The sequence below is a fragment of the Hyphomonas sp. genome (genome assembly GCF_041689225.1).
GTDB lineage: Bacteria > Pseudomonadota > Alphaproteobacteria > Caulobacterales > Hyphomonadaceae > Hyphomonas.
This window is the reverse complement of the sequence record NZ_JBDNGN010000063.1, coordinates 1-16,686: the sequence shown is the minus strand read 5'-3', so window position 1 is coordinate 16,686 and position 16,686 is coordinate 1. Positions and strand designations below refer to the sequence as shown.

At 64.0% G+C, this 16,686-nt stretch carries 16 protein-coding genes and 1 pseudogene; 12 read left to right on the top strand and 5 right to left on the bottom strand.

The window, feature by feature from the left end; genetic code table 11:
* Positions 1-26 precede the first annotated feature (26 nt).
* Together ACESNB_RS05740 and ACESNB_RS05735 are read left to right on the top strand one after the other, a co-directional pair.
* Positions 27-488, top strand: coding sequence for a (2Fe-2S)-binding protein (locus tag ACESNB_RS05740; RefSeq protein ID WP_373005155.1), 462 nt, complete (start codon positions 27-29; stop codon positions 486-488).
* Between the two features lie 5 nt (positions 489-493).
* Complete coding sequence (locus tag ACESNB_RS05735) at positions 494-2,782, top strand: molybdopterin cofactor-binding domain-containing protein (protein WP_373005149.1); 2,289 nt, start codon at positions 494-496, stop codon at positions 2,780-2,782.
* Positions 2,783-2,798: 16 nt separating this feature from the next.
* Here the strand turns inward: ACESNB_RS05735 and ACESNB_RS05730 are convergent, their stop codons facing one another.
* Entirely contained in the window at positions 2,799-4,028 is a 1,230-nt protein-coding gene (locus ACESNB_RS05730) for an Hsp70 family protein (RefSeq protein ID WP_373005146.1), read from the bottom strand.
* Between the two features lie 107 nt (positions 4,029-4,135).
* Here ACESNB_RS05730 and ACESNB_RS05725 point away from each other — a divergent pair, with 107 nt between their 5' ends.
* Together ACESNB_RS05725 and ACESNB_RS05720 are read left to right on the top strand one after the other, a co-directional pair.
* A complete protein-coding gene (locus tag ACESNB_RS05725) occupies positions 4,136-5,164 on the top strand; it encodes a ligase-associated DNA damage response exonuclease (RefSeq protein WP_373005143.1) in 1,029 nt (342 codons plus the stop codon).
* A 57-nt stretch (positions 5,165-5,221) separates the two neighbouring features.
* Positions 5,222-6,442 carry a trypsin-like serine protease gene (locus ACESNB_RS05720; protein WP_373005140.1) on the top strand — a complete coding sequence of 407 codons (1,221 nt, stop codon included), beginning with the start codon at positions 5,222-5,224 and terminating at the stop codon, positions 6,440-6,442.
* Positions 6,443-6,619: 177 nt separating this feature from the next.
* Here the strand turns inward: ACESNB_RS05720 and ACESNB_RS05715 are convergent, their stop codons facing one another.
* Positions 6,620-7,234 (bottom strand): glutathione S-transferase family protein, encoded by a 615-nt coding sequence (locus ACESNB_RS05715; protein WP_373005137.1) that lies wholly within the window; start codon positions 7,232-7,234, stop codon positions 6,620-6,622.
* 94 nt (positions 7,235-7,328) lie between these two features.
* Between ACESNB_RS05715 and ACESNB_RS05710 the strand changes: the two genes are divergently transcribed.
* A complete protein-coding gene (locus ACESNB_RS05710) occupies positions 7,329-8,951 on the top strand; it encodes a cisplatin damage response ATP-dependent DNA ligase (RefSeq protein ID WP_373005134.1) in 1,623 nt (540 codons plus the stop codon).
* A gap of 130 nt (positions 8,952-9,081) precedes the next feature.
* Here the strand turns inward: ACESNB_RS05710 and ACESNB_RS05705 are convergent.
* Positions 9,082-9,399 (bottom strand): annotated as a pseudogene (locus tag ACESNB_RS05705) (HU family DNA-binding protein); the annotation flags it as partial.
* Positions 9,400-9,661: 262 nt separating this feature from the next.
* Here ACESNB_RS05705 and ACESNB_RS05700 point away from each other — a divergent pair.
* Together ACESNB_RS05700 and ACESNB_RS05695 are read left to right on the top strand one after the other, a co-directional pair.
* Positions 9,662-10,420, top strand: coding sequence for a hypothetical protein (locus ACESNB_RS05700; protein WP_373005130.1), 759 nt, complete (start codon positions 9,662-9,664; stop codon positions 10,418-10,420).
* Between the two features lie 16 nt (positions 10,421-10,436).
* Positions 10,437-11,267, top strand: coding sequence for a mechanosensitive ion channel family protein (locus ACESNB_RS05695; protein WP_373005127.1), 831 nt, complete (start codon positions 10,437-10,439; stop codon positions 11,265-11,267).
* 3 nt (positions 11,268-11,270) lie between these two features.
* On the opposite strand, the gene ACESNB_RS05690 is transcribed toward ACESNB_RS05695, so the two are convergent.
* Positions 11,271-12,326, bottom strand: a complete 1,056-nt coding sequence (locus ACESNB_RS05690) for a methyltransferase domain-containing protein (protein ID WP_373005124.1) — start codon at positions 12,324-12,326, stop codon at positions 11,271-11,273.
* Positions 12,327-12,441: 115 nt separating this feature from the next.
* On the opposite strand from ACESNB_RS05690, the gene ACESNB_RS05685 reads away from it, so the two are divergent.
* The gene (locus tag ACESNB_RS05685; RefSeq protein WP_373005121.1) at positions 12,442-13,539 is read left to right on the top strand and encodes a mechanosensitive ion channel family protein; all 1,098 of its coding nucleotides are present in this window, start codon (positions 12,442-12,444) and stop codon (positions 13,537-13,539) included.
* A complete protein-coding gene (locus ACESNB_RS05680) occupies positions 13,532-13,903 on the top strand; it encodes a hypothetical protein (RefSeq protein WP_373005118.1) in 372 nt (123 codons plus the stop codon). The genes ACESNB_RS05685 and ACESNB_RS05680 overlap by 8 nt, the downstream gene beginning before the upstream one ends.
* A 5-nt stretch (positions 13,904-13,908) precedes the next feature.
* Here ACESNB_RS05680 and ACESNB_RS05675 read toward each other — a convergent pair whose 3' ends face one another.
* On the bottom strand, positions 13,909-14,325 hold the full coding sequence (locus tag ACESNB_RS05675) for a DUF2147 domain-containing protein (RefSeq protein WP_373005115.1): 417 nt from the start codon (positions 14,323-14,325) through the stop codon (positions 13,909-13,911).
* Positions 14,326-14,387: 62 nt separating this feature from the next.
* On the opposite strand from ACESNB_RS05675, the gene ACESNB_RS05670 reads away from it, so the two are divergent.
* Genes ACESNB_RS05670 through ACESNB_RS05660 form a run of 3 tightly spaced genes read left to right on the top strand, consistent with a single transcriptional unit; the run spans position 14,388 to position 16,681 of the window.
* Positions 14,388-15,290, top strand: coding sequence for an SDR family oxidoreductase (locus ACESNB_RS05670; protein ID WP_373005112.1), 903 nt, complete (start codon positions 14,388-14,390; stop codon positions 15,288-15,290).
* Positions 15,291-15,325: 35 nt separating this feature from the next.
* Positions 15,326-15,742, top strand: coding sequence for an MliC family protein (locus ACESNB_RS05665; RefSeq protein ID WP_373005152.1), 417 nt, complete (start codon positions 15,326-15,328; stop codon positions 15,740-15,742).
* Between the two features lie 42 nt (positions 15,743-15,784).
* On the top strand, positions 15,785-16,681 hold the full coding sequence (locus tag ACESNB_RS05660; RefSeq protein WP_373005109.1) for an EamA family transporter: 897 nt from the start codon (positions 15,785-15,787) through the stop codon (positions 16,679-16,681).
* The last annotated feature ends 5 nt before the right edge of the window (positions 16,682-16,686 follow it).

The following is a 16,686-nucleotide window of genomic DNA, read 5'->3' as shown; positions in this document are numbered from 1 at the left end:
TGCCCGACGGAAATGATGGAGACGACATGACCAGCTTCAAGCTCAACGGAAAACCCTTCACGATCGACACCGATCCCGACACGCCCCTGCTCTGGGTAATCCGCGACGAGGCCAACCTCACCGGTACCAAGTTCGGTTGCGGCGTTGGCCAGTGCGGTGCCTGCACCGTCCATATCGGTGGCGTGGCCGTCCGGTCCTGCATCACACCGGTAAGCACTGTCGACGGTGAGGAGATCACCACGATCGAAGGCCTGGATCCGAACAGCGCGCATCCCGTCCAGGTGGCCTGGCAGGAACTCCAGGTACCGCAATGCGGCTACTGCCAGTCGGGCCAGATCATGCAGGCCGCCGCAGCCCTCGCCGAAGACCCCAACGTGTCGGACGAGGATATCGACTCGATCATGACCGGGAACCTGTGCCGCTGTATGACCTATACCCGCATCCGGGCCGCCATGCGCCAGGCCGCCGACGCTATGAAGGGAGGCTGAGACTCATGTCACGCTTCACACGCACCACTGATTTGTCCGCCCCGACCGCTCTCTCGCGGCGCGGCTTTCTCATCACCACGGCTGGCGGCGGTCTCGCCTTCAGCTTCCTGACCGCCTGCGGCGCTAAGGATGCACCGGGTGACGCCACCAAAATAGACGCCGAGCTCTATGCCCCCTCGCTCTGGTATGCCATCGGCGCCGACGGCATTGCGACGATCAACATCATCCGCGCCGAGATGGGCCAGCATGTCGGCACGGCGCTCGCGCGGATCCTCGCCGACGAGCTTGAAATCCCGTGGGACAATGTCCGCATCAAGCAGGTCGACTCCGATCCGAAATGGGGCCTCATGGTCACCGGCGGCAGCTGGTCTGTCTGGCAGACCTTCCCGATCTATTCCCAGGCCGGCGCAGCTGGCCGCACCGCATTGATCGAAGCGGGCGCCGCCGCCCTCGGGGTCGATGCCGCAACCTGCACCGCCCGCAATGGCGAAGTCATCTCCGGCAGCAAGACGATCAGCTATGCCGACATCGTCAAGAAGGGCGTCAACAAGACCTTCACGCCCGAGGAACTCGCTGCCCTCCCGGTCAAACCTGCTGCAGAACGCCGCCTGATCGGCAAGCCGGTCATGGCGCGCGACATCAGGGAGAAGACCAACGGCACCGCCCTCTACGGCATCGACGCCAAGGTCGACGGCATGGTCTATGCCCGGCCCATCATGCCGCCGACGCGCAATGGGTCGAAAGTCAATTCCGTTGACGACAGCGCCGCGAAATCGGTGAAGGGCTACCGGCAGAGCCTCGTGATCGACGACCCTTCCGGCACCGTGACGGGCTGGGTCATGGTGATCGCAGACACCTATCCGGCAGCCATCAAGGCAGTTGACCTCGTCAAGGTCGACTGGACCCCCGGCCCGACATCCAAGGTCTCCGAAAAGCAGATCCAGGACCATGCCGGCAGCCTGCTCGACGATCCGTCGAACGGTGCCATTCTCGACACCGGCGTCACCGACACGACCGCAGCCTTCGCCACCGCGACAACGAAAGTGGAAGCCACCTACACGACCGGCACTGCGCTCCACATGCACCTCGAACCCGTCAATGCCCTCGCTTTCGAAAAAGACGGCATTATGGAAATCCACACCGGCAACCAATGGCAAAGCCTCGTACTGCCCTGGCTCGCCACGGCGCTTGGCATGCCCGAGGACAAGATCGTCATGCGCACCTACCGGCTCGGCGGCGGTTTCGGCCGCAGGCTGAACGGCGACTATGCCGTGCCAGCCGCCCTCGCCGCCAAGGCGCTGGGCAAGCCGGTCAAGATGGTGCTCACGCGTGAGGACGATACCCGCATGGACTCCGTGCGCTCGCCCAGCGTCCAGCGTCTCCGCCTTGCCGCCGACGCCGATGGAAAGGTCACCGGCATGGAACAGCATGTCGCCGCCGGCTGGCCGACCCAGGTCATGGCGCCCTTCTTCATGCCGAACGGCGTGAACGGAGTGGCCTATGACCCCTTCGCCATCAGCGGCGCGGACCATTGGTACACGGTCGGTGCGCACCGCGTCCGCGCCGTCTCGAACGATCTTGCCAACAGCACGTTCCGACCAGGCTGGCTGCGCTCGGTCGGGCCCGGCTTCACCAATTGGGCGCTGGAAAGCTTCATGGACGAAGCGGCCCACACGCTCGGCAAGGACCCGGTCGGTTTCCGCTTGGCCCTGCTTGACGGCGCAGGCATCAATGCGGGCTCGGCGCCGAACGCCGTCGGTGGCGCGCTACGCCAGGCCGAAGTCGTGCGCCGCTGCGCCGCCAAGGCCGGCTGGGGCAAATCACTCCCCGCGGATTCGGGAATCGGCTTGGCAAGCAGCTTCGGCCAAGAGCGCGGCATGCCGACATGGGTCGCCTGTGCAGCGCAGGTCCATGTCGATCGCGCCAGTGGCCGCGTCACGGTCGAGAAGCTGACACTGGTGGCCGATGCCGGAACGATCGTCGATCCGGACGGCGCGCTGGCGCAAATGCAGGGTGCAGCCCTCTGGGGCCTCTCGCTCGCACTGCACGAGGGCACGGAGTTCGTGAACGGACAGGTCAAGGACCTGAATCTCGGCCCCTACACGCCGCTGCGCCTCGCCGATGTGCCGGAACTCGACATCAGTTTTGTCGAGAGCACCGAAGTACCGGTCGGCCTTGGCGAACCCGCCACAACAGTCGTCGGCCCGGCGATCGGCAATGCGATCTTCAACGCTGTCGGTGCACGCCTGCGCCATATCCCGATCACGCCGAAAGCGGTCCTGGCGGCGCTCTAGTCCGCCAACTCACCCGTTAGCGGGTTGCCGCGCGATGCAGGGCGAGACCTTTGGCGACGGCGCCGAAGCGGTCATTGGCTGACAGGGCGGCATTGCCGAACCGTCGTGTCAGCCGTTCCTGCACCAGCGGGATGAACGTGGAGCCGCCCACCATCACGATATCGGTGATCTGGTCCGGAGACACGCCCGCCCGCTTCAGGCAGTCTACGGCCACCGCATCCATTTTCGAGATCGCCTCATCAATGAGCCCCTCGAACGTCCCGCGCGCGACCAGCCGCTCGAGATGCGCCTCCGGCGTGTCATAGACGAAAGTCTGCTGGTCTGCCTCGCTGAGGCCGATCTTGATCTGCTCGGTGCGCTTGGCATAGGTGTGCGCTTCATGGGTGCGCACCAGATGGTCGAACGCCCGGATCCCGCGACTGTCCGGGCTGTTCATCATCATCCACTTGATCTGTTTCTGGGTGTCGCGCGTGTAGAGCTTGTTCAGGCTCTTCCAGTCAGACAGCGTCGAATAGGGCGCCGATGGCGCCGGCAGCCCGTTCAGCGCCAGCGTCTCGCCATGCCCGAACAGGTGCGAGAGTTCGAAGAAGCTCAGCATGTGGTCGAAATCATTGCCGCCAACATACAAGCCGGTACTCCCCAGCACGTCGAAGCCGGCATTGTCGGGTGATATGCGCACGACCGAAAAATCGGACGTGCCGCCCCCGATATCGACTACGAAGATCAGCTTTTCCCGGCCGGTCGGGAAGGTCACCGAGCGCGCCGCCGCCACCGGCTCTTCGAGGAATTCGACATGGGCAACGCCCGCCGCGTGAAGGCAGGCTTCCAGGATGGTCTGCGCGCGTTTGTCGAGATCCGCATGCTTGTCATTGAACGAGACCGGGCGGCCCTGGATGACAGACTCGACGCGCTGCCCCGTCTGCTCTTCCGCATTGGCAATCACCCGGCGCAGGAAATGCACGATCACGTCGCGGAACGGCAAGCGCCGGCGTCCGAGCTCTGTCGTCTCGTCAATCAGCGACGAGCCGAGGACCGACTTGATCGAACGCATCAACCGGCCCTCTTCGCCGGACTCATAGGCGCTCACCGCCTGTGACCCGATGGCGTACTCGCCGGAATCCAGGCCGTAGAACACGGCTGTCGGGATCGACGTGGCGTCCGGCTCCAGCGCAATCAGGGCGGCGCCATCCGGACCGCGAAACGCGATCGACGTGTTCGATGTGCCGAAATCGATGCCAACTTGCATGAGGAACGCCCTTGATGCGGCCCAGTCGCCTACCCCACTTGGCCGCAAAGCGGAAGGGACCGCGTCCCGCCCCTTCCCCCATTCCCGCAATCGCCTACATTCAGGTCATGCTCCGGCCCGACCTCCTCCTGCAGCCCACGCCCAAGGGCCTTTACTGCCCGCCGGGGGATTTCTACCTCGATCCCGTGCGCGGCGCGGTCGAACGGGCCGTCATCAGCCACGGCCATTCCGACCATGCGCGCGGAGGCCACGGCAAGGTGCTCGCCCATCCGGACACGCTCGCCATCATGGCCTGCCGCTATGGCCAGACCTTCGCCAAATCCACGCAGGGGCTGGACTATGGCGAGACCGTCGAGATCAACGGCGTCACCGTCTGGCTGGCGCCCGCAGGCCACATCCTCGGCTCGGCGCAGGTCGTGGTCGAGCACAAGGGCCTGCGCATGACATTCACCGGCGACTACAAGCGCCGCTTCGACCCGACCTGCGCCTCGTTCGAGCCGGTGGCAAACACGCATGTGTTCATCTCCGAGGCGACCTTCGCCCTCCCCGTCTTCCGCCACCCGGACACGGGCGGCGAGATTACCCGCCTCCTGCACAGCCTGCAGGCCTTTCCCGAGCGCGCCCATTGCGTCGGCGCCTATTCCCTTGGAAAGGCACAGCGCGTCATCCGCCACCTGCGCCTCGCCGGCCATGACGCCCCGATCTTCATCCATCCCAGCCTCGAAAAGCTCTGCGCCCACTACCAGTCCGTCGGCATCGACCTCGGCACGCTCATCACTGTCTCGTCCGGCGACGTGCCGAAAGCCGAACGCGAAACCTTTCGCGGCGAGATCATCGTCGCCCCGCCCGGCAGTTTCGAGGGCAAATGGGCGCAGAACTTCCCTGACCCCGTCATCGCCTTCGCGTCGGGCTGGATGAGCATCCGCCAGCGCGCCAAACAGCGCGGCGTGGAGCTGCCGCTGGTGATCTCGGACCATGCCGACTGGGACGAACTGACCGAAACGGTGCGCGAAGTGAACCCGGAAGAGCTCTGGGTCACCTATGGCCGAGAAGACGCCCTCGTACGCTGGGCCGAACTGGAGGGCCGCCGCGCCCGCCCCCTGCGCATGGTCGCCTATGCTGACGAGGCCGGTTGACCGCGCCCCGGCAAGGGGCCTTTAGTAACGGCTATAGGTGTATTCAAAGGGGACGACATGAAACGCCCAGCCCTCCTCGCGGCCAGCGCCGCCCTGCTCGTGCTTGCCGGCTGCGACGCCATCAAGGTGCCCGGTCTCAATCCGCCGGACGAAAAAGCCGCCAGTCCCGTCGACCAATTGCCTGCGGACGCGTTCGACGACAACGTGACCAGTTCGGTCGAAGTCGTGCCCGACACGCCCGCCACGGAAACTACGATCGAAGCGCCAGCAAACGCGGCCGATACGCCGCCTGCGACGGATGAGACCGCTCCCACTGAAACCGCGCCTGCAGATGGCGCGATAGACGACGCCGCTGACGAGACTGCCCTCGATCCCGAGTCCGCTGGCGGCCTCGCCCTGACGATTCAGGCACCCCTGCCGACGCTGGCCGCGCTGAACGCAGCCAGCTGTGGCCGCCCCGCTGACAGCCCGCCGACGCCGACCGTGGCCATGGTCGCGGGTGCCACCACGCTGGAAGCGCCCTCGGTCGGCGCGGAGGCCGTCAACGGCCTCGCCGCCACCCTCGCCAGCTTTCCCGGCATCGTGAAGCTCGAACCTCGCAACCCGCAGGCTGACGGCACCATCGCCAGCGGTCATTGCGGCGCCACGCGTATCGCAAGGAACTGGTTCGTCACCGCCGCCCATTGCGTGGACGACGACTATCAGGAACTCCGTCTCATCGCAGACGCGGCCAACCTGCGCAGCCCGCTCGCCAAGGTCACCAGCGGCACCGTCGCCGTCTGCCATGGCGGCTATCTCGGCACCGCCAATGGCTATGCCAATGACCTCGCCCTGATCCGCCTCGATGACGACCAGGTCGCCCCCATCGCCGACGTGCCGATCGCCCGCTATGGCGCCACTGTAAAGCCGCTCGCACCGGCCAATTACCCGACCGCCGACATGGCCGGTTGGGGCCTTACCCATTATGGCGGCCAGCTCTCGAATGACCTGCTGACCACAAAGCTTGCCATCACCGCTGACGGGCCGTCCCTGATCAATGTCGCCAGCGCCGGCGGCGCAGGCCCCTGTGTCGGCGACAGCGGCGGCCCGCTCTATGTGACGGAGGCCGACGGCACTCGGACGGTTGTCGGCGTATTGTCAGTGGTCGAGCAGAACCGCACCACCGGCGAATTCTGCGCCGGCGACTATAATGGCCGCTACACCAACCTGCAGGGCTATGCCGGCTGGATGGACGCTGTCATGGCGCGCTGCGACGCCAATCCGGATGGTTGCAAATAAGGCGTCACCTCGCCCCGTGATCTAGACGATCGGAGGGGCTCATCCTGAGCGAAGTCGAAGGACGAGGCCCGGGAGAGTTGTGCGTGCGGCCCGCGCCCGTCCTTCGACTTCGCTCAGGATGAGCGCTCCATGCGTCTTGTTTCCGGGGCCCTCGGCCTTTGCAGCGTTGGAGCCCGGCTAAATCCCGACCTCGAGCATTTCCTGGTAGGCAGGCCGCGCCCGCATCTTTTCCAGCCAGGCCTTGGTCGCCGGGCGGTTTGCCAACGCGCCCATGGAATCGGCCATCTGGATCTGGAAGCCCATCAGGCAGTCGGCGGCCGTAAAGCGCTCGCCGGCAAAATAGGCATATTTGGACAGGTGCGCCTCAATCGTACTCGCAGCTTTCTCGCGCTCTGCCGCCATCATCGCCTCGACCGGGTTGCCGGTCATGTCGACGCGCCGGAAATAGACCTGCAGCAGGCCCGGCAGGAACACGGCGCCCTCGGCGGCATGCAGCCATTCCAGGTAGCGCGGGAATTCCGGCGAGTTCGGGCGTGGGTGCAGCTGGTAGGCCGTATCGTACTTGCCCATCAGGTATTCCGCTATGGCGCCGGTTTCCGCGATGACGACGTCGCCGTCTTCCAGCAGGGGCGACTTGCCCATCGGGTGAATCTTCAACAGGTCCGGCGGCGCAAGGTTGGTCGTCTCATCGCGCTTGTAGTGGACGATCTCGTGCGGCACGCCGATTTCGGCGAGAAGCCAGACAATCCGCTGCGAGCGTGAGGCGTTAAGATGGTGGAGCGTGAGCGTCATGAATGGATGTCCCTTGGTAATTGGCTGCTTTTTAACAGTGACGCGCCTTGTTTCGACGCTGTCATGCCGCGTGTTTGGCCTTATGTAGGATTGTATGCAAGCCTTTGCCGACCTGCTTGACAGACTTGTGCTCACGCCGTCGCGTAACGGCAAGCTGCGCCTGATGGTGGATTATTTCGCCACGGCGCCTGATCCGGGCCGCGGCTATGCGCTCGGCGCGATCACCGGCGATCTCGATATCCCGAACGTCAAACCGGCCATGATCCGCGCCCTCATGGACGGGCGCATGGACCCGGAACTCTTCGCGCTGTCCTATGATTATGTCGGCGACCTTGCCGAAACGGTCAGCCTGGTCTGGCCGGACGTGCGCGGCGCCAATCGCACACCGCCGCTCTCCGACATTGTCGAAACGCTGACCGCAGCCCCCCGCGCCGAGGCGCCAAAGCTCGTCGCAGGCTGGCTCGACGGTCTCGACGCGACTGGCCGCTGGGCGTTCCTGAAACTGCTGACCGGCGGCCTGCGCATCGGTGTATCGGCCCGTCTCGCCAAGCTCGCGCTCGCGGATTTCGGCGACAAGGACGCCACCGAAATCGAGGAAATCTGGCACGGCCTCGCCCCGCCTTATGAAAGCCTGTTCGCCTGGCTCGAAGGCCGCGCCGACAAGCCGGCACCGGACATCGCTGCACCGTTCCGTCCGGTCATGCTCGCCCATCCCCTGGTGCCCAAGGCGGACCGCGACACGCCCGAGGCGGTCGACCCCGCCCTGATCACTGCGGAGACGTTCGCTGCCGAGTGGAAATATGATGGCGTCCGCGTCCAGGCCTCGGCAGCCGACGGCGCGCGGCGCATCTACACTCGCACCGGCGACGATATTTCCCACGCCTTCCCGGACGTTGTCGCCGCAATGGAATTCGACGGCACGCTCGACGGCGAACTCCTTGTGCGCAATGCAGACGGCACGGTCGCTCCGTTCAATGCGCTGCAGCAGCGCCTAGGTCGCAAGACCGTCTCGAAGCGCCAGCTGGAGACGCACCCCGCCTTCATTCGCGCCTATGACCTGCTGCAAGACGGCATCCGCGACCTGCGCGGCGAGGCCTTCCGCGAACGTCGCATCCATCTTGAAGCCTTTGTCCTCGGCATCGAGAGCGACCGGTTCGACCTCTCCCCACTCGTGCCGATCACCACACTCGCCGCGCTCGACGATGCCCGCCTCGATCCGCCCGCGCCGGACATCGAAGGCGTCATGCTGAAGCGCTGGGACAGCCCCTATCTCGCCGGACGCCCCAAGGGTCTCTGGTACAAGTGGAAGCGCGATCCCTACCTCGTCGATGCCGTGCTGATGTATGCCCAGCGCGGCCACGGCAAGCGCTCCAGCTTCTATTCCGATTTCACGTTCGGTGTCTGGCGCGTGGAAGACGGCGAGGACAGGCTCACCCCTGTCGGCAAGGCCTATTTCGGTTTCACCGACGAGGAACTGAAGCGACTCGACGCTTTTGTCCGTGCCAACACGATTGACCGGTTCGGCCCGGTCCGCTCCGTTACGGCCAACAAGGAGACCGGCGTGGTTCTGGAAGTGGCCTTCGAAGGCCTGCAGCGGTCGCCCCGCCACAAGTCCGGCCTGGCCATGCGCTTTCCGCGCATCAATCGCATCCGCTGGGACAAGCCGACCGCCGAGGCTGACCGGATCGAAACGCTGGCAGCGATGTTGCCGGACTAGCCGAAGCTTTCACAAGGAAGGCGCAGGCGCAGAGGCCGCCGCGTTAGCGGCGAACAGCCTCGAGCAAACAAAAAAAGGTCAGGCGCTCTGCGAGCCCGACCCTTTCCGGAATTTCAGAAGCTGTCCTATATTAGACGGTTTCTTTGAGTTCCTTGGCGACGCGGAAGGCAACCTTCTTGGACGCCTTGATCTTGATCGCTTCGCCCGTTGCCGGGTTACGGCCCATGCGTGCGAGGCGCTTGCGCACTTCCAGCGTGCCGAGGCCGTTCATGCGAATCCGCTCGCCTTTCTTGAGGCGTTTCGTGATCCGAACGGCCATGTCGTCGAACAGTTCTTGTGTTTGTTTCTTGGTGAGGCCATGAGCCTCAGCCATTTCGACCGACATCTGACGCAGGGTCACAGTCGTTGCCGTTTTCGGTGCTGCCTTGGCAGCCGCAGCAGGTGCAGCTTTAGCAGCGGGCTTCTTCGCCGCGACAGCTTTGGTCGCAGCCGGTTTCGCAGCCGCGCGCGCAGTTGCCGGTTTGGCAACAGCTTTCTTGGCTGCAGTTTTAGCAGGGGCCTTCTTGGCCACAGGTGTCTTTGCCATGAGCAAAATCCTTTGTTGAGTCTTCGCAGAGAGGGCGGCCTATAACGTGAATCCGGCCGGTGCCATCACACTTTTGTCAGTGCAACCAATTTGCCCTCCAGCCATTCAGGGTCATATGTCGTCCATGCAAAAACAGCCGCCTGTGATTCTGCTCCTGCTCGCCGTGCTGCAACCGCTGTCTGGAGCGCTGGCGCCGCTGCTTGGCGTCGGCACGCCGATTGGCAATGCGACACGCGACCTCGGCGCGCCTGAACAGCCCCTGCCAGTCTTCTTTGCGATCTGGAGCCTGATTTTCCTCGCCTATTTCGTGTTCGCCCTGTTCGCCGTCTTTCGCCGCGAGCCGTGGATGGATCGAATCACCCCGGCCCTGATCATTGCCGGCATGCTGAACGTGATCTGGATGTTGAGCGCCCAACTGATCGTGTCCCCGCCGCTCGACTTTGCACTCCTGTTTCCGATTGCCGCCGCAGCCTGGTTTGCGGCCTACAGGTTTGACCGGATACGCGGCATGGGTGGCAGCCCGGCCAAACTCGTCGCCGATATGGCCACCGGCCTGCTCGCTGGCTGGATCACGGTCGCGATCGCCATCTCGATCCCGCTGACGATTCGCCATTTCACCACGCTCGGCGCAACCGACTATCCGTGGCAGATGCTGTGGGCGACGCTGGTGCCCGCCGCGCTTGCGGCATGGGCCTTCAGCCATATTGTCAGTCGCAGCATCTGGTTTTTTGTTTCGCTCGCATGGGGCCTCGTCGGCATCCTGCTCAACAACTGGACCGTCACCGGCATGACCTGGCTCGCCATCGTCACCGGCGCCCTCACCATTCTCATCCTATACGTGCGGCTGACGCGCGGCGCCCACGGTGCGCGCGGTCAAGCCTGAACCCCCGGAGTAATTCATGGACTTTCTGAACGATATCGACTGGCAAGCCATGATTGCCGAACACTGGCCCGTCCTTGCTGCCTATGGCCTGAAGGCCCTTGGTGCCTTCATCGTCCTGATAATCGGCCTGCGCATCTCCGGGGCCATGGCCAGTATGGTCCGCAGAGAGGCCGTCAAGCGACCGAACATCGACGAGACCCTCGGCAGCTTTTTTGCGTCGCTCGTCCGCTGGTTCCTGACAGCCGCCACGATCATCGCTGCGCTGCAACTGTTCGGCGTACAAGCCACCAGCTTCGTCGCCATCCTCGGCGCCATGACCCTGGCCATCGGCCTGTCATTGCAGGGCGCCCTCGGCAATATCGCGTCGGGCATCATGATCATGCTGTTCCGGCCTTATGGTGTCGGCCAGTATGTCGAGGTTGCGGGCGTTGGCGGCACGGTCAAGGAAATCAACTTGTTCCAGACCATTCTTGCGACACCGGACAATGTTCAGGTCATCGTGCCCAACAGCAAGGCCATCGACGGCATCATCAAGAATTATGCAGGCTATACGACACGCCGCATCGATCTCGTTTTCGGCATCGATTATGGCGACGGCATGGAGCATGCGATCAGCGTGATTGAAGGCGTGATCAAGGCCGACAGCCGTGTGCTCGCAGACCCTGCGCCTGTCGTGCGGGTCGACAATCTCGGCGCCAGTTCCGTCGACATCATTGCCCGCCCATGGGTGAAGACGCCTGACTATTGGGAGACCCGCTGGGCCCTCACCATGAACGTCAAGGCAGCGCTCGACGCGGCCGGCATCTCCATTCCGTATCCGCACCAGGTCAACGTGAACAAGGACTAGCGCTCAGCAGCAACCGCCAACCGGGGCCGCAGCCGACACGTCCCCGGCAGCGAACACGTCCGGCGCGGCGCATCCGGGGAACAGGCCGAAATGCCTGTCGCCTGCGCCGATCACCTGGAAATGGGGCGCAAACCGCGTGTCCATTAGCATGGCCAGCGTATTGCCGCAGACCGGGAACACCCTGCCCTGCTCGATATGATGTTCGGCGTCGAGGATGAATACCTCTTCCATGCCTTCCACGCCGCCGCGATAGATCACGGCCTGGCCATAATCCTCGCAGGCGGGCTCCAGCCCCTCCAGCTTGAACAGGCGCGCCGTCACCGAGGCAAACCGGATCGCCCCGAGCTTCGCCTTCAGCGCCGGATCAAGGATTGCCAGTGGACGGTGGCTGATGACGCGCAGATCGGCAAAGCCCGCCGCTTGCGCCACCGCGTGGTAGTCGCCCCAGTAAAGCGCGCCTGACAGGCATTCGCCGTAGAGGACCGGATCCTTGACGAGGTCTGCCGGTATCCGGCGGTCGGCATAGACATCCGAGAAATACAGCTCGCCGCCCGGCTTCAGCAACCGGTGCGCCGCGCGGAACACGGCGGGCTTGTCGGTGCAGAGATTGATCACGCAGTTTGAAATGATCAGGTCGAAGCTGCTAGGCTCCAGATCCAGCGCGTCCAGGTTTTCCAGCTCACCTTCAAGGAAACGCGTGTTCGGAGCCGCATACCCGAAGGCCTCGGCATGCCAGTTCTCATGTTCACGCGCCACCGCCAGTTGCGCCTCGGTCATGTCGACACCCGTCACAAGGCCCTCAGGCCCGACAAGGCTCGCCAGCGCATAGACGTCGCGCCCGGCGCCGCAGCCGAGATCGAGCACCCGCAGGCCGCCAAGCTCGGCCGGAATCGCCAGGCCGCAGCCGTAATAGCGCGCCGCAACCGCGTCATGCACCCGGCCCAGCGCCGTGCGCACATGCAGGGGCGGCGCCGCATCCGTCGTACACGCATCTGTGCGCAGGTCTGACGTGGATTTCAGGATATCCCCGTAATATTCCTGGACGACCTGCCTGTTCATGCGCTTGCTCCCGATGGCTGACCGGGCCCGACTGCCGCAACTGACGGGTTTCTTCCAGTCACCAATGCGTGAAAGGTGAGTTGAAGCCCGCAACGGCCCATGACAAGAGTGCAACATGATGCCTGAATTCGACATGACTGGCTGGCCCGCCTGGGCGCAGGCCGCTGAGCCCCAGGTCCTGAAATGGTCGCTGGTCCTTGCCGCGACAATCGCCATCTGGATTGTGGCCGTTCTGGTCAAGCGGCTGGTTGCGCTCTTCGGCAGGCTGGTGACGCCGAAGGACCAGGACTTCGAAGGCTCCAGCTGGGACCTCGGCGCCTCGGTTACCCGCATGTTTGCGCTGATCCTTATGTCGCCCCTGCCCCTCGGCCTTGCAGGCTATGACTGGCGCACTTTGGTCGAAAGCCGGGGACCCGGCGCCGTCGCCGCAGTCGCCATTCTGCTCGTGGCAATCCTGTTCGCGAACTGGGTCGCCCGCTCGATGCGCAATTTCGGCGGCAAGGCACACCGCCGCACGGGCGCGGATGACACATTGTTTGCCTTTGCCGGGTCGCTGGTCAAATACCTGATCTTCGCGGTCGCCATCGTCACGGCGCTGACCCAGCTCGGCTTCCCGACGACCTCGCTTGCCGCCGTCCTCGGCGCACTCGGCCTGGCCATCGGCCTTGGCCTGCAGGACACGATGAAATCGGTCGCCGCCGGGGTTATGCTGGCCATCCTGCGCCCGTTCCGCATCGGCGACTATGTCAGCCTGGCCGGTCTCGAAGGCGAGGTCACCGACATCTCCCCCTTCACCACATCGCTCAAACAGGTCGACAACAAGATCGTCATCGTCACCAATGACAAGGTCTGGAGCGATGCGCTGGTCAACCATACGCGCCAGACGCGCCGCAAGTTCGACCTCTATTTCGACATGTCCTATGACGACAATATGGACCATGCGCTGAAAGTCCTGCTGGATACGGCCAATGACCATCCGCGCGTACTGTCAAAGGCGGAAACCTGGGTCGGCGTGCACGCGCTCGCCGACTGGAGCGTCAAGCTGCGCCTGCGCGCCTGGGTCGCGACACCCGAATTCGTGCAGGTCCGCGCCGACCTCACCAAGGCCATCAAGGAAGCCTTCGACCGTGAAGGCATCACCATTCCTTATCCGCACCAGGTCAATGTCGCCTACAAGGGCAACACCGAAGTGAACAAACCGGAACATGAGTGAGAATGAACCGCCCGTTGTAGAGCCGCTTGCGCCGCCGCCCGGACCGGCGCCCAAGGTCAAGGCCAAGGCGGAAAAGCCGCCGCCCCGGTCGGTGCTGCTGCGCCTGTTCGGCATCGGCCCTTGGGGCGTCGTCAAGCTGCTTGGCCTGTGCATCCTTGTTGGCTTCGTCGTGCTCGCCGCGAACTTCAACCCGGCCTCACCGGATGTGAACATACCCGACGCCATCGCCTCGATTGCCAGGCAGACTCTGGCCGCCGCCGGCTGGGCCATCCGCAATTTCTGGAAGCCCGCGCTCGCTGGCGCTGGCATCGTGTTGCCGATCTGGATCCTCTGGCGGCTGGTCAGCCTGCCATTCAGGAAGTAGCGCGCCTAGCCGACCGGATTCCAGTTCTGCGTCTCGCAGAGCATGGCGATGCAGCCCTTCACTTCCAGCACACCATCATCGAGCAGTTTCATGCGCGAACTGTAGGTCTTGCCCTCTTTCGGATTGTAGATCGTGCCGCCGGTCCAGCCCTTGGCTGTCTGCCGGAAGCCTTCCAGCATGGTTAGGCCGAGAATCTTCTTGCCGTCGGCATCCGTCGCCGTTTCAGGTGTCTTGCCCTCGGTCACGCTGGCCGGATCGATCCAGACAATCGTGCCGCACGGCGTGCCGTCGCCGCAATCGGCAATCTCGACATGCGAGTTTTCTTCCTCGGTCGCGAACGTGCCGAACACATTCAACGGATCGGCCGTCGCGCTTCCTGCCCCGAGGGCAAGCGCGACAATGGCAAAAAGGACAGGTTTCATAGGATGTCTCCGGCTTCAAGCGAGCTATACTCGATAGCAGAAAACACAGAGGGAGAATACAAATGAACACGTCAAAACTGATGTTTCGCGATGGCCTGATGAAGGATGAACGCATCCTCGTCACCGGCGGCGGCACGGGCCTCGGCAAGGAAATGGCCGAAGGCTTCCTGAAGCTCGGTGCCGAAGTCCACATCTGCGGTCGGCGCGGCGGCGTCTGCGAAGAAACGGCGAAAGACCTGATGGAAAAGCATGGCGGCAAGGTCGTGCCCCATGCCTGCGATATCCGTGTCGCCGAAGCCATCACCGACATGAATGACGAGATCTGGGCCAAGCACGGGCCGCTCACCGGCCTCGTCAACAATGCCGCCGGCAATTTCATCTCGCGCACCGAAGACTTGTCGATCCGGGGCTTTGACGCAATTGCCAATATTGTTTTCCGCGGCACGTTCTACATGACCCACGATATCGGCACGCGCTGGATCAAGGGCGGCACCCGCGGCAATGTCATCTCCATCCTGACAACATGGGTCTGGAATGGTGGCCCGTTCGTCGTGCCCTCGGCCATGTCCAAGGCTGCCGTCAACACGATGACGCAAAGCCTCGCCGTCGAATGGGCCCGCTATGGCCTGCGTTTCAACGCCATTGCGCCCGGCCCCTTCCCCACCGAAGGCATGTCGAAACGCCTCGCCCCCGATGCCGATGGCGCCAAGCGCATGGACAGCGGCACGGCAAACCCGATGGGCCGCGTCGGCGAAATGCACGAACTGGTCAACCTCGCCGTCCTGCTGATGGGCCCGGGCGCGGAATATATCAACGGCCAGACCATCGCGATTGACGGCGCCATGTACAACGCATCCGGCGGCAACTTCTCCCAGCTCGCCGCCTGGGGCGACGACCAATGGCAGGCCGCCAAGGACGCTATCACCGCCACCAATAATGCCGACAAAGCCCAGCGCACGGTCTAGGCGGCCGCGATCCGGGCGGAACGTTTCCGGGTCTCATTGCTTGTTCCAGCAATGAGACCACCCCGAGACACCGACATGAACCCACCCACCCCTTCGCCCTCCTCGCCCCCGCCGCGTCTGCAGCCGCCTGCGCGGTCACGCCGCCAGCGACTAGCCAGAAGGGCGACCTGCGCAGGGCCAATGACCCGGCCTATGCCGCGCCCTACAGCGCCAACCTGATCTCGCCCTATTACGAATGCGGTGCGCTTCAGCTCGAAGCCAGCGTTGTGGGTACGTCCGCTACGGTCATGTTCAACGGTGAAGTTGACCAGCTGCAACAGGTCGCTGCCAACAAGGGCATGCGCTATCAGTCCGGCATCGGCCCGACGCGCGTCGTGTTCTGGGACCAGGGCCGCTACGCCGTGCTGCAACAGGGCACGACCACCTTCCCGCAATGCACGCGGGTCCGCTAAGCCGCCTTTGACAAACCCATCCGGCTGCTGTCCAAGCGCTCGATGGAACTCTGGATACCCATCACGATTGCGGCCGCCTTCCTGCAGAACCTGCGTTCGGTATTGCAGAAACGGCTGAAGGCCACGCTCAGCACATGGGGCGCCACGGCAGCGCGTTTCGTGTTTGCCGCGCCACTGGCCTGCCTTCTGCTGGCCGTCCTGCTCGTGAGTACAGGGCGCAGTGCGCCGCCGCTCAACCTGACCTTCGTCACCGGTGCCATTCTCGGCAGCCTCGCACAGATCCTGGCGACCGGCCTGCTGATCCACCTTTTCTCCTACAAGAATTTCACCGTCGCCACGGCCTTCACGAAAACAGAGCCCGTCCAGACAGCCCTGTTCGGCATTGTCCTGCTGGGCGACAGGCTCTCCCTGCCCGTCGCCCTCGCCATCCTGATCAGCCTTGTCGGCGTGATCCTGATCTCGATTCCGGCAGACCCAGCTGCGCGCCGCAGCTTCCTTGATCGCAAGGCCCTGCTGGGCATCCTGTCGGGCGGCCTGTTCGGACTGTCCGCCGTCGCCTATCGCGGCGCGTCCCTGTCACTGATCGAGGGTGACGTCTTCCTGCGCGCCGCCACCACGCTCGCCTTCGTCACGGCCTTCCAGGCGCTGGCCGTGCTGGCCTTCCTGCAGGTCAGGGAACCGGGCGAAGCTGGACGCCTGCTGCGCAGCTGGCGCAGCGCCGCCTGGGTTGGCCTAATTGGCATGCTTGGCTCGCTCGCCTGGTTTACCGCCTTCACCCTGCAGAACGCCGCCCATGTCCGCGCCCTCGGCCAGGTCGAGGTCATCTTCATGATCGGCGCGTCAATCTTGTTCTTCAAGGAACGCGTCACCGTGCGAGAGATCATCGGCGTCGTGCTCGTCTCCGTCGGTATTCTCGGATTGGTGCTATTTGCCCGCTAAAGCAC

Bases quoted from the DNA above. Each gene is read 5' to 3' on its own strand.
- ACESNB_RS05690 (WP_373005124.1), bottom strand. From the start codon at position 12,326: ATGAACAGGCAGGTCGTCCAGGAATATTACGGGGATATCCTGAAATCC.
- ACESNB_RS05700 (WP_373005130.1), top strand. From the start codon at position 9,662: ATGCAAAAACAGCCGCCTGTGATTCTGCTCCTGCTCGCCGTGCTGCAA.
- ACESNB_RS05675 (WP_373005115.1), bottom strand. From the start codon at position 14,325: ATGAAACCTGTCCTTTTTGCCATTGTCGCGCTTGCCCTCGGGGCAGGA.
- ACESNB_RS05680 (WP_373005118.1), top strand. From the start codon at position 13,532: ATGAGTGAGAATGAACCGCCCGTTGTAGAGCCGCTTGCGCCGCCGCCC.
- ACESNB_RS05710 (WP_373005134.1), top strand. From the start codon at position 7,329: ATGCAAGCCTTTGCCGACCTGCTTGACAGACTTGTGCTCACGCCGTCG.
- ACESNB_RS05735 (WP_373005149.1), top strand. From the start codon at position 494: ATGTCACGCTTCACACGCACCACTGATTTGTCCGCCCCGACCGCTCTC.
- ACESNB_RS05720 (WP_373005140.1), top strand. From the start codon at position 5,222: ATGAAACGCCCAGCCCTCCTCGCGGCCAGCGCCGCCCTGCTCGTGCTT.
- ACESNB_RS05685 (WP_373005121.1), top strand. From the start codon at position 12,442: ATGATGCCTGAATTCGACATGACTGGCTGGCCCGCCTGGGCGCAGGCC.
- ACESNB_RS05660 (WP_373005109.1), top strand. From the start codon at position 15,785: ATGGAACTCTGGATACCCATCACGATTGCGGCCGCCTTCCTGCAGAAC.
- ACESNB_RS05730 (WP_373005146.1), bottom strand. From the start codon at position 4,028: ATGCAAGTTGGCATCGATTTCGGCACATCGAACACGTCGATCGCGTTT.
- ACESNB_RS05725 (WP_373005143.1), top strand. From the start codon at position 4,136: ATGCTCCGGCCCGACCTCCTCCTGCAGCCCACGCCCAAGGGCCTTTAC.
- ACESNB_RS05695 (WP_373005127.1), top strand. From the start codon at position 10,437: ATGGACTTTCTGAACGATATCGACTGGCAAGCCATGATTGCCGAACAC.
- ACESNB_RS05715 (WP_373005137.1), bottom strand. From the start codon at position 7,234: ATGACGCTCACGCTCCACCATCTTAACGCCTCACGCTCGCAGCGGATT.
- ACESNB_RS05670 (WP_373005112.1), top strand. From the start codon at position 14,388: ATGAACACGTCAAAACTGATGTTTCGCGATGGCCTGATGAAGGATGAA.
- ACESNB_RS05740 (WP_373005155.1), top strand. From the start codon at position 27: ATGACCAGCTTCAAGCTCAACGGAAAACCCTTCACGATCGACACCGAT.